Raw genomic sequence first — 14,363 nt, forward strand, 5'->3', positions numbered from 1 at the left:
TCAGGCTTTACGATTCTGTAATGCGATAAAGAGGATCAGCACCGCGCCCCACAGCGCCATGGTCAAATAGCTGCTGATCCCCAGCAAATTAAAGCCGCTTTCCAGCATTTGCAGCACAATAAGCGCCAGCACCAGGCCGACGATGCGCCCAAAGCCGCCGTCCGGGTTAATACCGCCGAGAACGGAGGCCAGAATGGTGACCAGCAGATACGATTCGCCGTATCCCGCTTTCGCCGAGTTGAATTTCGCCATCATCAGTATGGCCGCCACCCAGCCGAGCAGCGCGGAGATGACGTAGACGGAAATTTGCACCCGTACGGTGTTGACGCCGCTGTAGCGCGTGGCCTGCTCATTCGAGCCGACGAGATACAGGCTGCGCCCGAGCGTGGTGTGTTCAAGCAGCACCCACAGCAGTGCCGCCACCAGCAAAAAGAGCAGCAGGGCGACCGGAATGCCCGCTATCGTCGCGTTACCGAGATACTGAATAGCCGCCGGGAAGCCGGAGATCACCGTCCCGTTGGAGAGCAAAATATTGAGACCCGAGATCAGCGTCATGGTGCCGAGGGTGGCGAGGATCGGCGATACGCCGACCCAGGCGATCAGCGCGCCGTTCAGCGTGCCGATCGCCACCGCTACCGCTGCGCCAGCCAGCAGCGCCAGCAGCAGAAAGAGGGGGTTATCGGGATGGCTGACGATCACCGCCGCCATCACCAGCGAACAGGCGTTGGCGCCCGCGATAATCGACAGGTTAATGCCCCCGGTCAGCATGGTGATCCCCATGCCCAGCGCCAGCATGCCGAGGATCGGCAGCTGCGATCCGATAGACTGGAAGTTGGCGATGCTGAAAAAACGGCTGCCCAGCAGCGCCGAAAAGACGACGGCCACCACGATAATAATCACGCACTGCAGGCGGATGATGGCATCTCCAGGTAAGAGTCTTGCGAACGCGTTCATCTCAAAGCTCCCTTGCGAGTTTGCGTTTTTCGTTCCAGGCCGTGGCGCTGATGCTGACCAGGATAATGGCGCCGCTGAAGACGGTGTGCCAGTAAGAGGAGACGCCGAGCAGCGTCAGGCCGTTTTGCAAAAAGGCCAGCAGGACAACGCCGAGCAGGGTGCCGATAAGCGTACCGCGCCCGCCGCTCATGCTGGTGCCGCCGAGCACCACCGCCGCCAGCACCGTCAGCTCGAAACCGAGCAGCGAGTTGGGCGCCACCGACTGGGTTATCTGCGCCTGCACCACGGCGGCGATACCGGCAAGAATGCCCATGTAGCCGTAGACGTAAAAATGCAGCTTCAGCAGGTTCAGCCCCAGGCGCGACGCCGCATCGCGGTTTCCGCCCATGGCGTAAATTTGTCGGCCAAGGCGGGTGCGGTTCATCAGTACGGCGGTAAAGAGGATGGTGCCCGCCAGGCACAGCAGCGGCAGGGTCAGGCCGTAGTCGTAGCCGTCCGCCGCGGTGAAGGAGAACCAGTTGATGCCGGCCATGAACCAGTCCGGAAAGCCGTACAGCCAGGTGCCTTTCGTGGCGTACACCAGCAGCCCGTAGTAGACGTTCAGGGTGGCGATGGTGATGATAATTGCCGGAACGCGCAGCCAGTAAACCAGAAAGCCGTTGAGCAGCCCGAGCAGCAGCCCGACTGCGATGGCGATAGCCAGCGCCAGCGCGAAGTTGCCGCCGTGGGCGATGACCCAGCTTGCCATCACGTACTGGGCGATCGCCGTCATCGCCGGAAAGGAGATATCGATACCGCCGGAAATCAGCACCACGAACAGCCCGCAGGCGAGAATGCCGAGGATGGCATAGCTGGTGGCGACGTCCGTCAGGTTGCCGAGCGAAAGAAACTCGTCGGTTCCCACGCTCAGGCCAACCGCCAGCGCGACCACCAGCAGCCCCAGCCAGAATTCATGTTGCCCGACCAGACGGGAGAGACGTACGTTATTCATTGACCACCTCAGCAATCTCCGCTTCGCTACAGCGATGGGGATTAAACTCCGCGACCAGCTCGCCGCGGCGCATCACCAGCACTCGGTGGCTGTTGTAATACGCTTCCGGGATTTCATCGCAGATCATCAGCACCGCCATCCCCTGTTCCGCGAGGCTGCGGGCTATCTGATAAATACCTTCTTTATTGGCGATATCGACGCCGACGGTCGGGGAGTCGAGAATCAGTATCCGCGGATGCGTCGCCACCCACTTGGCGATGGCAATGCGCTGGGCGTTGCCGCCGGACAGGGTTTTTACCGGCAGCTGCGGATCGGAGACCTTAATGTTCAGCTCGCGAATCAGGTCGGCGACCAGCGTTTGCGCTTTATCATGGTCGAGCAGGCCGCTGCGGGTATGGAGCTTATCGAACACCGTGACGATGGTGTTATCGTAGATAGACTGTTCCATGATAAGCCCCTGGGTCAGGCGGTCCTCCGAGACGTAGCCGATACCGCGCCGGATAGCGTCATGGTTGTTGCGAAACGTCACCCGCTCGCCGTTAATGCGGATATCGCCGCTTTCCGGATGCGTCATACCGAACAGGCTCAGGCACAGCTCGGTGCGTCCGGCGCCCAGCAGACCGACGATCGACACAATTTCGCCGCGATTAAGCGACAGGCTGATGTTGCGGTATTTTCCCTTGCGGCTGAGGTTGCGCAGCTCCAGCATCGGCGTGCTTTCCACCGGCGGTTTTTCGGCCAGCGGGCTGTAGTGAAAACGCTGTCCGGTCATCTGGAAGGCCAGCTCGTGGCTGTCGAGCGCCTGGGCCGGAAAGGTGCCGACGAGTTTACCGTCGCGCATGACGCTGATGCGGTCCGCCACCTCCATTACCTCGTCGAGGCGGTGGCTGACGAAGACCACGCAAATGCCTGCGGTTTTCAGCTCGTTGACCACCCGCAGCAGGCCGTTAACCTCCTGGCGGGTCAACGAAGCGGTCGGCTCATCCATGATAACCAGCCGGGCGTCCGCGGCGATAGCGCGGCAAATAGCGACCAGCTGGCGGTCGGCAATCGACAGTTTTTCCACTTTTTTATCCGGATCGATGGTCACGCCGATGCGCTTCATCGCCGCCAGCGCCTGCTGCTTCATGGCGCCGCGGCGGACCCAGATATCCCCGCCCGGCAGGTAGCGGTTGACGGCAATGTTCTCCGCCACGCTGAAGTTAGGAAATAGCGAAAGATCCTGGTAGATAACCTGAATACCGTAATGGGCGGAGAGCTGCGGCGTCAGATGGTGGAACAGCTTACCGTCGAGCTGAATCTGCGCCCCTTTCTCCGGCTGATAGACGCCGGAGATCACTTTTATAATGGTGCTTTTACCGCAGCCGTTCTGCCCCGCCAGACAGTGGACCTCCCCTTTTTTTAGCGTCAGGTTCACGTTATCCAGCGCCAGCACGCCCGGGAATTGTTTGCTGATATTCTCAAGAGTGATAAATGCGGTGGTGTCTGTCATGGACAATACCCCTGCGAGCGCCCCGAAGGGCGCGACTGTGCGTCTTAGCGATATTGCCGGCCAGACGGCCGGCATTGTGGTTCCCTGGTGTTGGCTGAGGGCCTTAGAAACCGAGCGATTGTGCGTTGTCTTTCGTGACTTCGAGGATCTTGTTAAAGCGGATCACTTTCTTATCCATGTCGACATCGGCTTTCCCTAAACCGTCAATAGTCAGATCGGGCGTTACGGCTTTGCCCTTCAGCAGCTGGTCGGCGACCGTCACCAGCGCGTAGCCGGCATCTTTCGGATCCCACAGCAGCGCTTTTTTGATATCGCCGCGCATCAGGTAAGGCGCTGCCTGACCCGGCATGGCGATGCCGACGACGGCGACTTTATCCTTAGCGCGTTTTTTCTGCACCGCCTGGCCTGCGCCAATGGGGCCCAGAGAGCCAAAGCCGATGATCCCTTTCATTTGCGGATAGGTTTTCATCAGATCAAGCGTTGTGGAATAGGACTTATCGATGCTTTCCGCCACCGGCAGGCGCGAGGTGACTTCAAACATATCCGGATACTTTTCTTTCTGGTACTTGATGGCGGCATCAGCCCACGCGTTGTGCAGCGGCACGGTTAAGGAGCCAACATAAATGGCGTAACCGCCTTTGCCGCCCATATCCTTCGCCAGCTCATCAACGTTGGCCTGCGCGTATTTTTGGCTATCGATAGTTTCGATATCCCACTGACCGATTTGCTGATCCGGGGATTCGTGGGTCAACACGACGATGCCCTTATCGCGCGCTTTTTTCAGCACCGGCTCCAGCACTTTCGCGTCGTTTGGCACCACGATAATTGCGTTAACGTTCTTGGCGATCAGATCTTCAATAACCTTCACCTGCTGGGCAGGATCCGGGGTAGAAGGCCCGGTCTGATAGGCGTTGACGTCGAGCTTTTTCGCGGCGTCGTTGACGCCGACTTCCATACGGTTAAACCAGGGAATTCCGGTGACTTTCGCCACCACTGCGATTTCATACTTTTCCGCCGCAAAGGATGTACCGGACAACATGCATGCAGAAACCAGAGTTGCGCTGAGTAATGCGAGTTTGAATTTCATCGTTGTACCTTTTGGGAAGACAGAGGCATGTCACGGGGAGAAGGTTATCAACGAAGGGAAGAGGGGAAGAATCGCAGTTTGAAAAAATGTGATAAATGCCCAACGGTGTGATTATCTGGATAAATTAGTGTTAAATAACGGTTAATTTTTATTATTGTTGTACTTTTTGTAAGGTCTATAATGTTGCAAATCAAGAGTTATGAAACTTTGATTTAACATTTAATTATCATTTGACGGTTGCAACGGCGCTATATTTCGCCCATCGGGAGTCGTCGCCGCTAAAAATGTTTCTATTTTGTGAACTGAATCGAGCAAAGCGACGACGGCATTCCGGCCAGGGGATTACCGTTCGTTCAGCTGCGATTCCACATACAGGTAGCCGATGCCCAGAATCTGCTGTGCGCGATTCAGGGTTCCGAAACCGATGTGGGTGGCTTTCGCCCGCGGGCCGTCATCCCGGTCAAAGGGGTTAAAGCCCGTTTGCCGGATGATGGTGCTGAGCCAGCTGTCCCCGAAGGCGCAGCTGCGTCCGTACAACCATATCTGGTTGATATTCAGGATATTCAGAAAGTTGTACAGGCTCAGACCGATGGCGTTTGCGGCGTTTTCAACCCACGCCTGAACACGAACGTCGCCTTCCTCCCAGGCGCGGATAAGCGCCTGGGTCGTCAGCTGCTCCGGCGACAGCTCTGCGCCGGGCTGCGTTTTGAGCCACACTCTGGCCTGCTTTTTCAGCGCGCTCAGGGAGGCAACCGTTTCGAGGCAGCCGTAGCGGCCGCAGTCGCAGGCTGTACCATCCGGGTTGACGATGGTATGCCCAATCTGTCCGCTGCCGTACAGGCTGCCGCGATAGATCTGATCGTTTATGACGAACGAGGAGCCAATGCCGTAGTCGACGTTGATCACGCAAAAATCCTGCTGCGCCGCGCGATTCTGCCATTTTTCCGCCAGCGCCAGCATGACGCAGTCGTTATCCAGCCTGACCTGTACTCCCAGCGCCTCTTCCAGCAGATACTTCATCTCGACCGGCGCCTTCCAGCGCGCCTGGGGCATGGTTTGCGACACGCCGGTGACCGGATCTACCTGTCCATGAACACCCAGCGCCAGATTGATGTGCTGGGTCGGGTAACGCTGATTATAGCGTCGCCAGCAGTCGGCAATGGCTTTTAACAGCGCTGCGGGAGACGGAGCGTCAACGGCGACGCGCTGATGTTCGCCAACGGCCAGCAGCCGGGCATCGGCCAGCTGGCACTCAATGCTGGTCGGGGAGACCGTCATACACAGCGTCCACGGGCCGTGCCCGGGTACCTGATAGCTGCCGCTGTTGAGTCCGCGCGAGCTCATTTTTTCAGCTGAGTGGCTGATGCGTCCTTCATCAAGCAGCTCTTCGAGAATATTGCTGACCGCCGGAATCGACAAACCGGTAAGCTGCGCGAGCTGCGATTTGCTCAGCTGTTTTTCTCGCCACAGGTGCGAGAGAAAAATCGCTTTATTCGCCTCGCGAACCCGCGCGTTATTGAGACCAGGTCGCAACATATACTTAACTCCCTTAACTGTATTGCGTGAACATTGCGCATTTTAGCAGCTAATCAGCAATATAAACTCACCGTATTCCATTTTTTTACTTTACTTCATTTAGTGGAGAGCGGTATGTACGGTTCAGTTAAGGTCTGGCAGGAAACAGTCTCATTACCGACGTGGACGACGGGCGCTGAAGATCTCAATCCCATGTTCCTTGAAAAGCGCGTTTATCAGGGATCGTCCGGCGCCGTCTATCCCTATGGCGTTATCGACACGCTGACCGGCGAGCGCGAGATGCGCGACTACCAGGCGATATGGATGGAAAACGACTTCATTCGTATCATGCTGCTGCCAGCGCTGGGGGGACGTATCCACCGCGCTTATGACAAAGTGAAGCAGCGGGATTTCGTTTACTACAACGAAGTGGTGAAGCCGGCGCTGGTCGGGCTGCTGGGGCCGTGGATTTCCGGCGGCATCGAGTTCAACTGGCCGCAGCACCATCGTCCGACAACCTTTATGCCGGTTGACTTTACGATTCAGGAAAACGAGAACGGCGCGCAAACCGTCTGGATGGGGGAGGCGGAGCCGATGCGCGGCCTGCAGGTGATGACCGGGTTTACCCTTTACCCTGACCGCGCGCTGATCGAGATAACCGGCAAAGTGTTTAACGGCAACGCCACGCCGCGTCACTTCCTGTGGTGGGCGAACCCCGCGGTGAAAGGGGGCGATGCGCATCAAAGCGTTTTTCCGCCGGACGTGACCGCGGTATTCGATCACGGCAAACGCGACGTCTCCGCGTTTCCGATTGCCACAGGGACTTACTACAAAGTCGACTACTCGGCGGGTGTCGACATCTCCCGGTATAAAAACGTGCCGGTGCCCACCTCGTATATGGCGGAAAAATCGGCTTACGATTTTGTCGGCGCGTATCACCATGCAGAAAGAGGCGGTCTGCTGCACGTAGCCGATCACCACGTCTCGCCGGGTAAAAAACAGTGGAGCTGGGGCTACGGCGATTTTGGCCAGGCCTGGGACAGAAACCTGACCGATGAGAACGGCCCTTATATTGAGCTCATGACCGGCGTCTTCACCGACAACCAGCCTGACTTTACCTGGCTTGCTCCCTTTGAGGAGAAAATTTTTGTGCAGAATTTCCTGCCCTACAGCGAGCTGGGAATGGTGCAAAACGCGAACACCCGGATGGCGATAAAGCTGGTGCGCGATGCGCAGCAGCTGCAACTGGGGCTTTACGCCATCGCGCCGCTGGATGATATTGCCATTGAGCTGAGCGCCGATGGGCTGGTGATTTTTGAAACCCGCCTGACGCTGAAGCCCGGCGAGAGCTGGCAGCAGGCGCTGCCGGACGGCTGCCCGCAGCGGCTGACCATGACGGTGACATCGGCGGCGGGCCAGATGCTGCTGCGCTATCAGGAGCATCTGGCGCAGGAGACGCCGCTGCCTGAGCCCGCGACCGCACCGGCGATGCCGGAGAACATCACCAACAGCGACGAGCTCTATTTTATCGGCCAGCATCTGGAGCAGTACAACCATGCCAGCCGCTATGCGGCCGACTACTATCGCCGCGCTGTTGAGCTCGATCCGCATGATTATCGCAATAACGTCGCGCTGGGCACGCTGGCGCTCAACGGCGCGGACTGGGCGCAGTCGGAGCAGCGCGCGCGCGCCGCGCTGGTGCGCGCTCACCGGTTCAATAAGAATCCGCGCGACGGCGAAGCCAGTATGCTGCTGGCAACGGCGCTGGAGCGCCAGGGCGACGACGATGGCGCCTGGGACTGCTACTACAAAGCGTCCTGGAGCGGCAACTGCCGCGACGCGGCGTTCGGGGCGCTGGCCCGGCTGGCGATGAAGCGGGGAGATGCTGCGGATGCGCTGGAGAAGGTGAACACCAGCCTGCAGGCGAATGCCGGTAACCATCAGGCGATGGGGCTCAAGGCGCTGGCGCTTGCTCAGTGCGGCCGTGAACACGAAGCGCTGGATTTTATCCGCCGCAGCCTTGAACAGTATCCGCTCAGCTATGCGCTGCACTGCGCCCGCTGGGTAATTGCTCAGGATGACGCGTCGCAAGAAGCGCTGCTGCAGGTGACCGGACAGCGGGGTATCAACGCCAGCCTGCTGGCCGGCTGGCTTCTCTCCATCGGGCAGCGCGAGGCGGCGGAAAAAATGCTTATGCTGCTCGACAGCCAGGAAGCGCTGCCGCTGCTATGGCGAGCTTCGCTGTCAAAGGATGCGGCTGCGCGTCAGGCGCTGGTGGCGGCAGCAGAGCGCTGTCATGCCCGGCGGGTGCGCTTCCCGAATACGCTCGATGAAGTGCAGATGCTGCAAACTCTGGGCGACAGCGCCTTTGCCGTCTACCTGCTCGGCTGCTTCTGGTACAGCAAGCGTCGCTATGACGAGGCGGTCTCCTGCTGGCGCGAAACCTTAGCGCAGGTACCGGACTATGCGCCTGCGCACCGCCTGTTGGGGATTTATGCCTGGAATAAGCAGCACGACGCGCGCGCGGCGTTAGCAAGCCTGCAAAGCGCGGTTGACGCCGAGCCGGACAATGCCCGCTTCCTCTTTGAGCTGGATTATCTTAAGAAATTAACGGCAACAGACATCTGCGCCCGGCTCAGCGTGCTGGAATCCCGCCGCGACGTTGCCCTCAGGCGCGACGATCTGACCGCTGAGCTGTTAAGCCTGTGGAACAGCCTGGGCCGCTATGACGACGCCGCGCAGATCCTGCAGTCCCGCGAGTTTCATCCGTGGGAGGGCGGTGAAGGCAAGGTGACGGGACAGTATCTGCTTAACCAGCAGCACCGCGCTTTGCAGGCTATCGCCCGCGGCGAGTTCACGCTCGCGACGCAGCTGCTGGAGGATGCGCTGCGCTACCCGCACAACCTGGGCGAGGGACGCCTGCCGGGGCAGACGGATAACGATATCTGGTATCTGCTTGGCTATTGCGCGACGCAAACCGGCGACGCCGCGCAGGCTCAGGCGTACTTCCAGCGGGCGGCCCTCGGCGGCTCAACGCTTGCCGCCGGGCGCTACTATAACGACCAGCCGGCCGATTATCTCTTCTGGCAGGGGATGGCGCTGCGCGCCAGCGGCAATGCGCAGGCAGCGGAACGCCATTTTCACAGCTTCCTGAGCTGGGTCGCCCATCACCGCGATGACGTTCCCGAGGCCGATTTCTTCGCGGTGTCGCTGCCGGATCTGGTGGTGCTCGACACGCCCGCCGCGCAGCATCACCAGCAGCACTGCCTGTTTATCGAGGCGCTGGGCCGCCTGGGGCTTGGCGAGCTTGCCGCCTCGTCGCAGGCCATGCAGCAGCTACTGACGATCAACCCGGCCCATGATAAAGCGCACCTTATCCGTCATGCGCTGGAAAGCGGTTTGTTTGCCTGAAACCTGAACGGGCGGACAAGACTCCGCCCACAACCTACTGTTCCCTGCGTTTCCCTTAAAGAGGAATCATTATGAATAACGCGCAGACACATCTCAAAATGGGCTACGTCTGGACTATCTGTCTGGTCGCCGCCTGCGGTGGTTTATTGTTTGGTTATGACTGGGTGGTGATCGGCGGCGCGAAGCCGTTTTATGAAGCGTATTTCTCTATTACCGATCCGGCGCAGTCCGGCTGGGCGATGAGCTCCGCGCTGGCAGGCTGCGTGTTCGGCGCCCTGATTTCCGGCTGGTGCGCCGATCGCTTAGGGCGCAAGCTGCCACTGATCCTCTCTGCTATCTTATTCAGCGCCTCCGCATGGGGAACGGCGCTTGCCAGCAGCTTTGATATGTTTGTGGTCTATCGCATTGTGGGCGGCGTGGGGATCGGCCTGGCCTCGGCGCTAAGCCCGCTGTATATCGCGGAGGTGAGTCCGGCGGAAAAGCGCGGCCGCTTTGTGGCGGTAAACCAGCTGACTATCGTTATCGGCGTACTGGCGGCGCAACTGGTGAACCTGATGATCGCCGACCCGGTGCCCGGCGGCGCGACGCAGCAGATGATTCTTGATACCTGGAACGGGCAAACGGGGTGGCGCTGGATGTTTGGCGCCGAGCTGGCGCCTGCGCTGGCGTTCCTGGTGCTGATGTTCTTTGTGCCGGAGTCGCCCCGCTGGCTGATGAAGGCCGGAAAACCGGAGCGCGCCCGCGCCACGCTTGCGCGGGTAGGGTCTGCCGACTATGCCGATCGGACCTTACAGGAAATCGCCCAGACGCTGGAGAAAGACAACCATAAGGTGTCGTACTCCGCGCTGCTGGCGCCGCAGGTGAAGCCGATCGTCATCATCGGCATGGTACTGGCGGTGTTCCAGCAGTGGTGCGGGATCAACGTTATTTTCAACTATGCGCAGGAGATCTTCGCCTCTGCCGGATTCGACATCAACGGGACGCTCAAATCCATCGTGGCGACCGGCATTATCAACCTGGTCTTTACTATCGCCGCACTGCCGCTGGTGGACAAACTGGGGCGTCGCAAGCTGATGCTGCTGGGCGCTTTCGGCCTGACTATCATCTATGTGCTGATTGCAGGCGCCTATGCGTTGGGCATCATGGGCTGGCCGGTACTGCTGCTGGTGCTGGCGGCTATCGCCATCTATGCGCTGACGCTGGCGCCGGTGACCTGGGTGCTGCTGTCCGAGATTTTCCCTAACCGGGTGCGCGGTCTGGCGATGTCGCTGGGGACGCTGGCGCTGTGGATCGCCTGTTTCCTGCTGACCTACACCTTCCCGCTGCTTAACGCCGGGCTGGGCGCGGCAGGGAGTTTCCTGCTGTATGGCGTTATCTGCGCGGCCGGGTATGTCTATATTCTGCGTAATGTACCGGAAACCAAAGGCGTCACCCTGGAGGCGCTGGAAGCGCAGCTGGCGCAGCAGCATACCGCCGCACGCGGCGTCGGGCGCGAGCAGGCCCGCTGATGGCGGCGGTGTTTACACTGGAAAACGCGCATTTGCGGATGCGCGTTGATCCGCAGGGCGGCGTCGTGCAGCGGCTGTATTCGCTGACGCATCAGCGGCCGGTGCTGCAGGACCCGACGGGGATGAGCGCGTTGTTTCCTATGCTTCCGCTGGCGAACCGGGTCGCGGAGAACCGCTTTTCGCTGCATGGGCGTACCATTGCGCTACCGGCAAGCCCCCGGGACAGCGATTTCTTTCTTCACGGCGACGGCTGGCTTAAGGCCTGGCAGGTGGAGTCTTGCAGCGAAACCGCCTGCGTGATGACGCTTAGCAGCCATGATGATTGCGGGTTCGACTATCGGGCGCAGCTGAGTTACGCGCTGATCGACAGCGCGCTTCATGCCCGGCTGACGCTCACGCATTGCGCTCCGGCGCCGATGCTGTACGGGCTGGGTTTCCATCCCTGGTTTTATTTCGATGCGCACAGCACGGCGCAGTTCTGCGCCAGCGGCTACTGGCCAGAAGGGGAGCGGCATTTACCGCAGGCGTGGCAGGAAACTCTACCGGCGCATGTCGATTTCAGCGCCGGGCAATTCGGGCGGGACGAATGGCTGAACATCTGTTACTCGGGGTGGAGCGGCCGCGCATTTGTGCGAAATAATGAGATGGAAGTCACACTTATGTCGCAAGCTCAGTGGTTAATGCTTTTTAGAATGTGCGGTCAGTCATTTTTGTGCCTGGAGCCGCAGAGCCACCCGGTGAACGCCCACCGCATGCCGGGGCAGCCGGGGCTGGTGCTGCTGCAGCAGGGGGAGGAAACGAGCCTGTCGATGACGATTGCGGTCAATTCTGCCGCAGATTCGTGTTAATTCCTTGTTAATTGGCCACTTGCCAGCCGACGCGTTTGTCGCCAGACTATCGCCACCATTTGGGAGGATGTCATGGTTTTGTTTTCAACGCGCTGGCTGGCGCTCAGTTATTTCACCTATTTCTTTAGCTACGGCATTTTCCTGCCTTTCTGGAGCGTCTGGCTCAAAGGGTTAGGGCTGACGCCGGAAACGATCGGCATCCTGCTGGGGGCAGGGCTGGTGGCCCGTTTTCTGGGCAGCCTGCTGATCGCCCCGCGGGTCAGCGACCCCTCCCGGCTGATTACCGCGCTGCGGGTGCTGGCGCTGTTGACGCTGCTGTTTATCCTCGCTTTCTGGGCCGGGACCTCGGTCGCCTGGCTGATGGTGGTGATGGTGGGCTTCAACCTGTTCTTCTCGCCGCTGGTGCCGCTGACCGATGCGCTGGCCAATACCTGGCAAAAGCAGATAACCATGGACTATGGCCGGGTGCGGCTGTGGGGGTCGATTGCTTTTGTTATCGGCTCCGCGCTGACGGGGAAACTGGTCAGCCTGTTTGATTATCACGTAATACTGCTGCTGTTGAGTCTCGGCGTGGCGTCCATGCTGCTCGGCATGCTGCTGCGCCCGTCGGTAATGCCGCAGGGAGAGTCCCGCCACCAGGCGTCGACGGGCTGGCAGGCATGGGCGACGCTGGTGCGGCAAAGCTGGCGTTTTCTTGCCTGCGTCTGTCTGCTGCAGGGGGCGCATGCCGCCTACTATGGCTTCAGCGCCATCTACTGGCAGGGGGCGGGCTATTCGGCGTCGGCGGTGGGCTACCTGTGGTCGCTCGGCGTGGTGGCGGAGGTCATTATCTTTGCCGCCAGCAAAAAGGTGTTTCGCCGCTTCAGCGCCAGGGATCTGCTGCTGCTGTCCGCGGTCTGCGGCGTTGTTCGCTGGGGAATCATGGGCTGGACCACGGAACTGCCGTGGCTTATCGTGGCGCAGATCCTGCACTGCGGCACCTTCACCGTCTGCCATCTGGCGGCAATGCGCTATATCGCCGCACGCCAGGGCAGCGAGGTTATCCGCCTGCAGGCGGTGTACTCTGCGGTCGCCATGGGCGGCAGCATCGCGGTGATGACCGTGTTTGCCGGTTTCCTCTATCAGTACCTGGGGCACGGCGTATTCTGGGTGATGGCGCTGGTGGCGCTGCCTGCGATGGTGCTGCGGCCTAAGGTGGCCGCTCAGCCGGCCTCCAGCATCTGACAAATGTGCTGGCACTGGTTGTCGCTCAGCCGCTCCCCGGCGTGAATAATCGGCGGGGAGAACAGCGGCAATGAGGTCGAGTAGGGCGTGACGACCAGCGATACGCCCTTCGGCGCGCCGTCCTGCTGAAACTCGCGCAGCGTCTGATATTTGATGCTGATCGGCAGCAGCGTCAGCTCGCGCAGCTGCTGCTCTATCTGCTGCTCGTGGTCGGGATCGTCTCCCGTCAGCAGCACCACCTGCTTCTCATGCAGAGAGTCTTCCTGCATCAGCCAGGCGCCAAAAATCACCGCAATCAGCCCCATCTCCTCCATCGAAAAGCGCAGCGCGTGGTCGGCCTCGAATCCGGCCATGGCATCCTGCGTGGTGCGCATCAGCCGGGGGTACAGCCGATGAATTTCGTCTGGCAGGGTGTTGTCTATTCCCACGCCGTAAAGACTGCGGTTCATCGCCTGCGCCAGGTGCACATACAGCTGGTTGCGCAGCCCCTGGCGGTCGGCGAACTGACGGCCTGAGAGCAGCTGAAAGCGGTCGATCAGCTGATTGATGGTGCGCGTCAGGCGGATATCCTGAATATGCTGGTCGCGGTACGGGTCCGGTACTTTTAGCATCATAAACAGCAGCGCAAGGAACAGATGCTCGTCCGGATGCGGCGTTTGCAGCGTGCGCCGCTGCCAGTGGCGCACAATATCGGCCACGACCTGAAACTCGGCGCTGGCCTGCGCCCAGCGGCGCTGCAGCACCGTAAACTGCGGCGCGTTTTGCGGGGTCTGCTGCAGCAGGCAATACTGCAGATAGAGCCGCAGGAAGGCGACGTCCCGGCCGTCGAACTGCCGGTGAAGGCTGCGCGCGCAGCGGTTGACGAGCGCATACAGATTGGTGTCGTCATACAGTATTCGCGAAATGGACGACTGTTTAAGCTGCGTTTTAAGCACCGGGGTAAACTGGTGCGCAATAAACTGCGGGCACAGGCGCAGGGCGCGGCGCAGCCAGTGCAGCAGGCATAAGCGCTGATCAAGTATGGTGCCTTCAATCCTGTAGCTGCCGTCTGCCTGCTTCACGATGTTGAGTCGGTGATAGCGCTGTACCTCATGGCGCGTCTCGGCAATATCCATCCGGGCCATCTCGTCATCGACGTTATTGGCCCGAGCAATGTATTCTTGCGTCACGGACTGCCCTGGCAGAAACAGCATCAGCAGGATCTGACAGCGGCGCTGTGGACTGGAAAGCACAGATGGCGGTTCACTCAGGGTCATCATCTGTCAGAGTCCAGTGGCGATTTTCGATAAGAATAGCCAAAGGATGCGGATGCGAAAGCGGGTGGAGCCATCTT

The 14,363-nt window shown here is 59.9% G+C and carries 10 protein-coding genes; 4 read left to right on the plus strand and 6 right to left on the minus strand.

What is annotated here, in order from left to right; all coding sequences use genetic code 11:
• The 5 genes from ENTCL_RS05990 to ENTCL_RS06010 form a co-directional block, all read right to left on the minus strand.
• On the minus strand, nt 1–954 hold the full coding sequence (locus ENTCL_RS05990) for an ABC transporter permease (RefSeq protein WP_013365218.1): 954 nt from the start codon (nt 952–954) through the stop codon (nt 1–3).
• A gap of 1 nt (nt 955) precedes the next feature.
• Nucleotides 956–1,945 (minus strand): ABC transporter permease, encoded by a 990-nt coding sequence (locus tag ENTCL_RS05995; protein ID WP_013365219.1) that lies wholly within the window; start codon nt 1,943–1,945, stop codon nt 956–958.
• Nucleotides 1,938–3,437, minus strand: coding sequence for a sugar ABC transporter ATP-binding protein (locus ENTCL_RS06000; RefSeq protein ID WP_044611908.1), 1,500 nt, complete (start codon nt 3,435–3,437; stop codon nt 1,938–1,940). Before ENTCL_RS06000 ends, ENTCL_RS05995 begins: the two co-directional genes overlap by 8 nt.
• Before the next feature lie 103 nt (nt 3,438–3,540).
• Nucleotides 3,541–4,524 carry an autoinducer 2 ABC transporter substrate-binding protein gene (locus ENTCL_RS06005; RefSeq protein ID WP_013365221.1) on the minus strand — a complete coding sequence of 328 codons (984 nt, stop codon included), beginning with the start codon at nt 4,522–4,524 and terminating at the stop codon, nt 3,541–3,543.
• Nucleotides 4,525–4,866: 342 nt separating this feature from the next.
• Nucleotides 4,867–6,060, minus strand: coding sequence for an ROK family transcriptional regulator (locus ENTCL_RS06010; protein WP_013365222.1), 1,194 nt, complete (start codon nt 6,058–6,060; stop codon nt 4,867–4,869).
• A 114-nt stretch (nt 6,061–6,174) separates the two neighbouring features.
• On the opposite strand from ENTCL_RS06010, the gene ENTCL_RS06015 reads away from it, so the two are divergent.
• From ENTCL_RS06015 to ENTCL_RS06030, 4 genes are all read left to right on the plus strand, one after another.
• Nucleotides 6,175–9,450: a DUF5107 domain-containing protein gene (locus ENTCL_RS06015; RefSeq protein WP_013365223.1), complete on the plus strand. Its 3,276-nt coding sequence runs from the start codon at nt 6,175–6,177 to the stop codon at nt 9,448–9,450.
• Between the two features lie 71 nt (nt 9,451–9,521).
• Complete coding sequence (locus ENTCL_RS06020; protein ID WP_013365224.1) at nt 9,522–10,958, plus strand: sugar porter family MFS transporter; 1,437 nt, start codon at nt 9,522–9,524, stop codon at nt 10,956–10,958.
• A complete protein-coding gene (locus ENTCL_RS06025; protein ID WP_013365225.1) occupies nt 10,958–11,806 on the plus strand; it encodes an aldose 1-epimerase in 849 nt (282 codons plus the stop codon). The genes ENTCL_RS06020 and ENTCL_RS06025 overlap by 1 nt, the downstream gene beginning before the upstream one ends.
• Before the next feature lie 72 nt (nt 11,807–11,878).
• On the plus strand, nt 11,879–13,030 hold the full coding sequence (locus tag ENTCL_RS06030; RefSeq protein ID WP_013365226.1) for a 3-phenylpropionate MFS transporter: 1,152 nt from the start codon (nt 11,879–11,881) through the stop codon (nt 13,028–13,030).
• Here the strand turns inward: ENTCL_RS06030 and csiE are convergent.
• Nucleotides 13,009–14,289, minus strand: coding sequence for a stationary phase inducible protein CsiE (gene csiE / locus ENTCL_RS06035; RefSeq protein WP_013365227.1), 1,281 nt, complete (start codon nt 14,287–14,289; stop codon nt 13,009–13,011). The genes ENTCL_RS06030 and csiE overlap by 22 nt on opposite strands.
• Nucleotides 14,290–14,363 lie beyond the last annotated feature (74 nt).

This window comes from [Enterobacter] lignolyticus SCF1 (genome assembly GCF_000164865.1).
Classification (GTDB): domain Bacteria; phylum Pseudomonadota; class Gammaproteobacteria; order Enterobacterales; family Enterobacteriaceae; genus Enterobacter_B; species Enterobacter_B lignolyticus.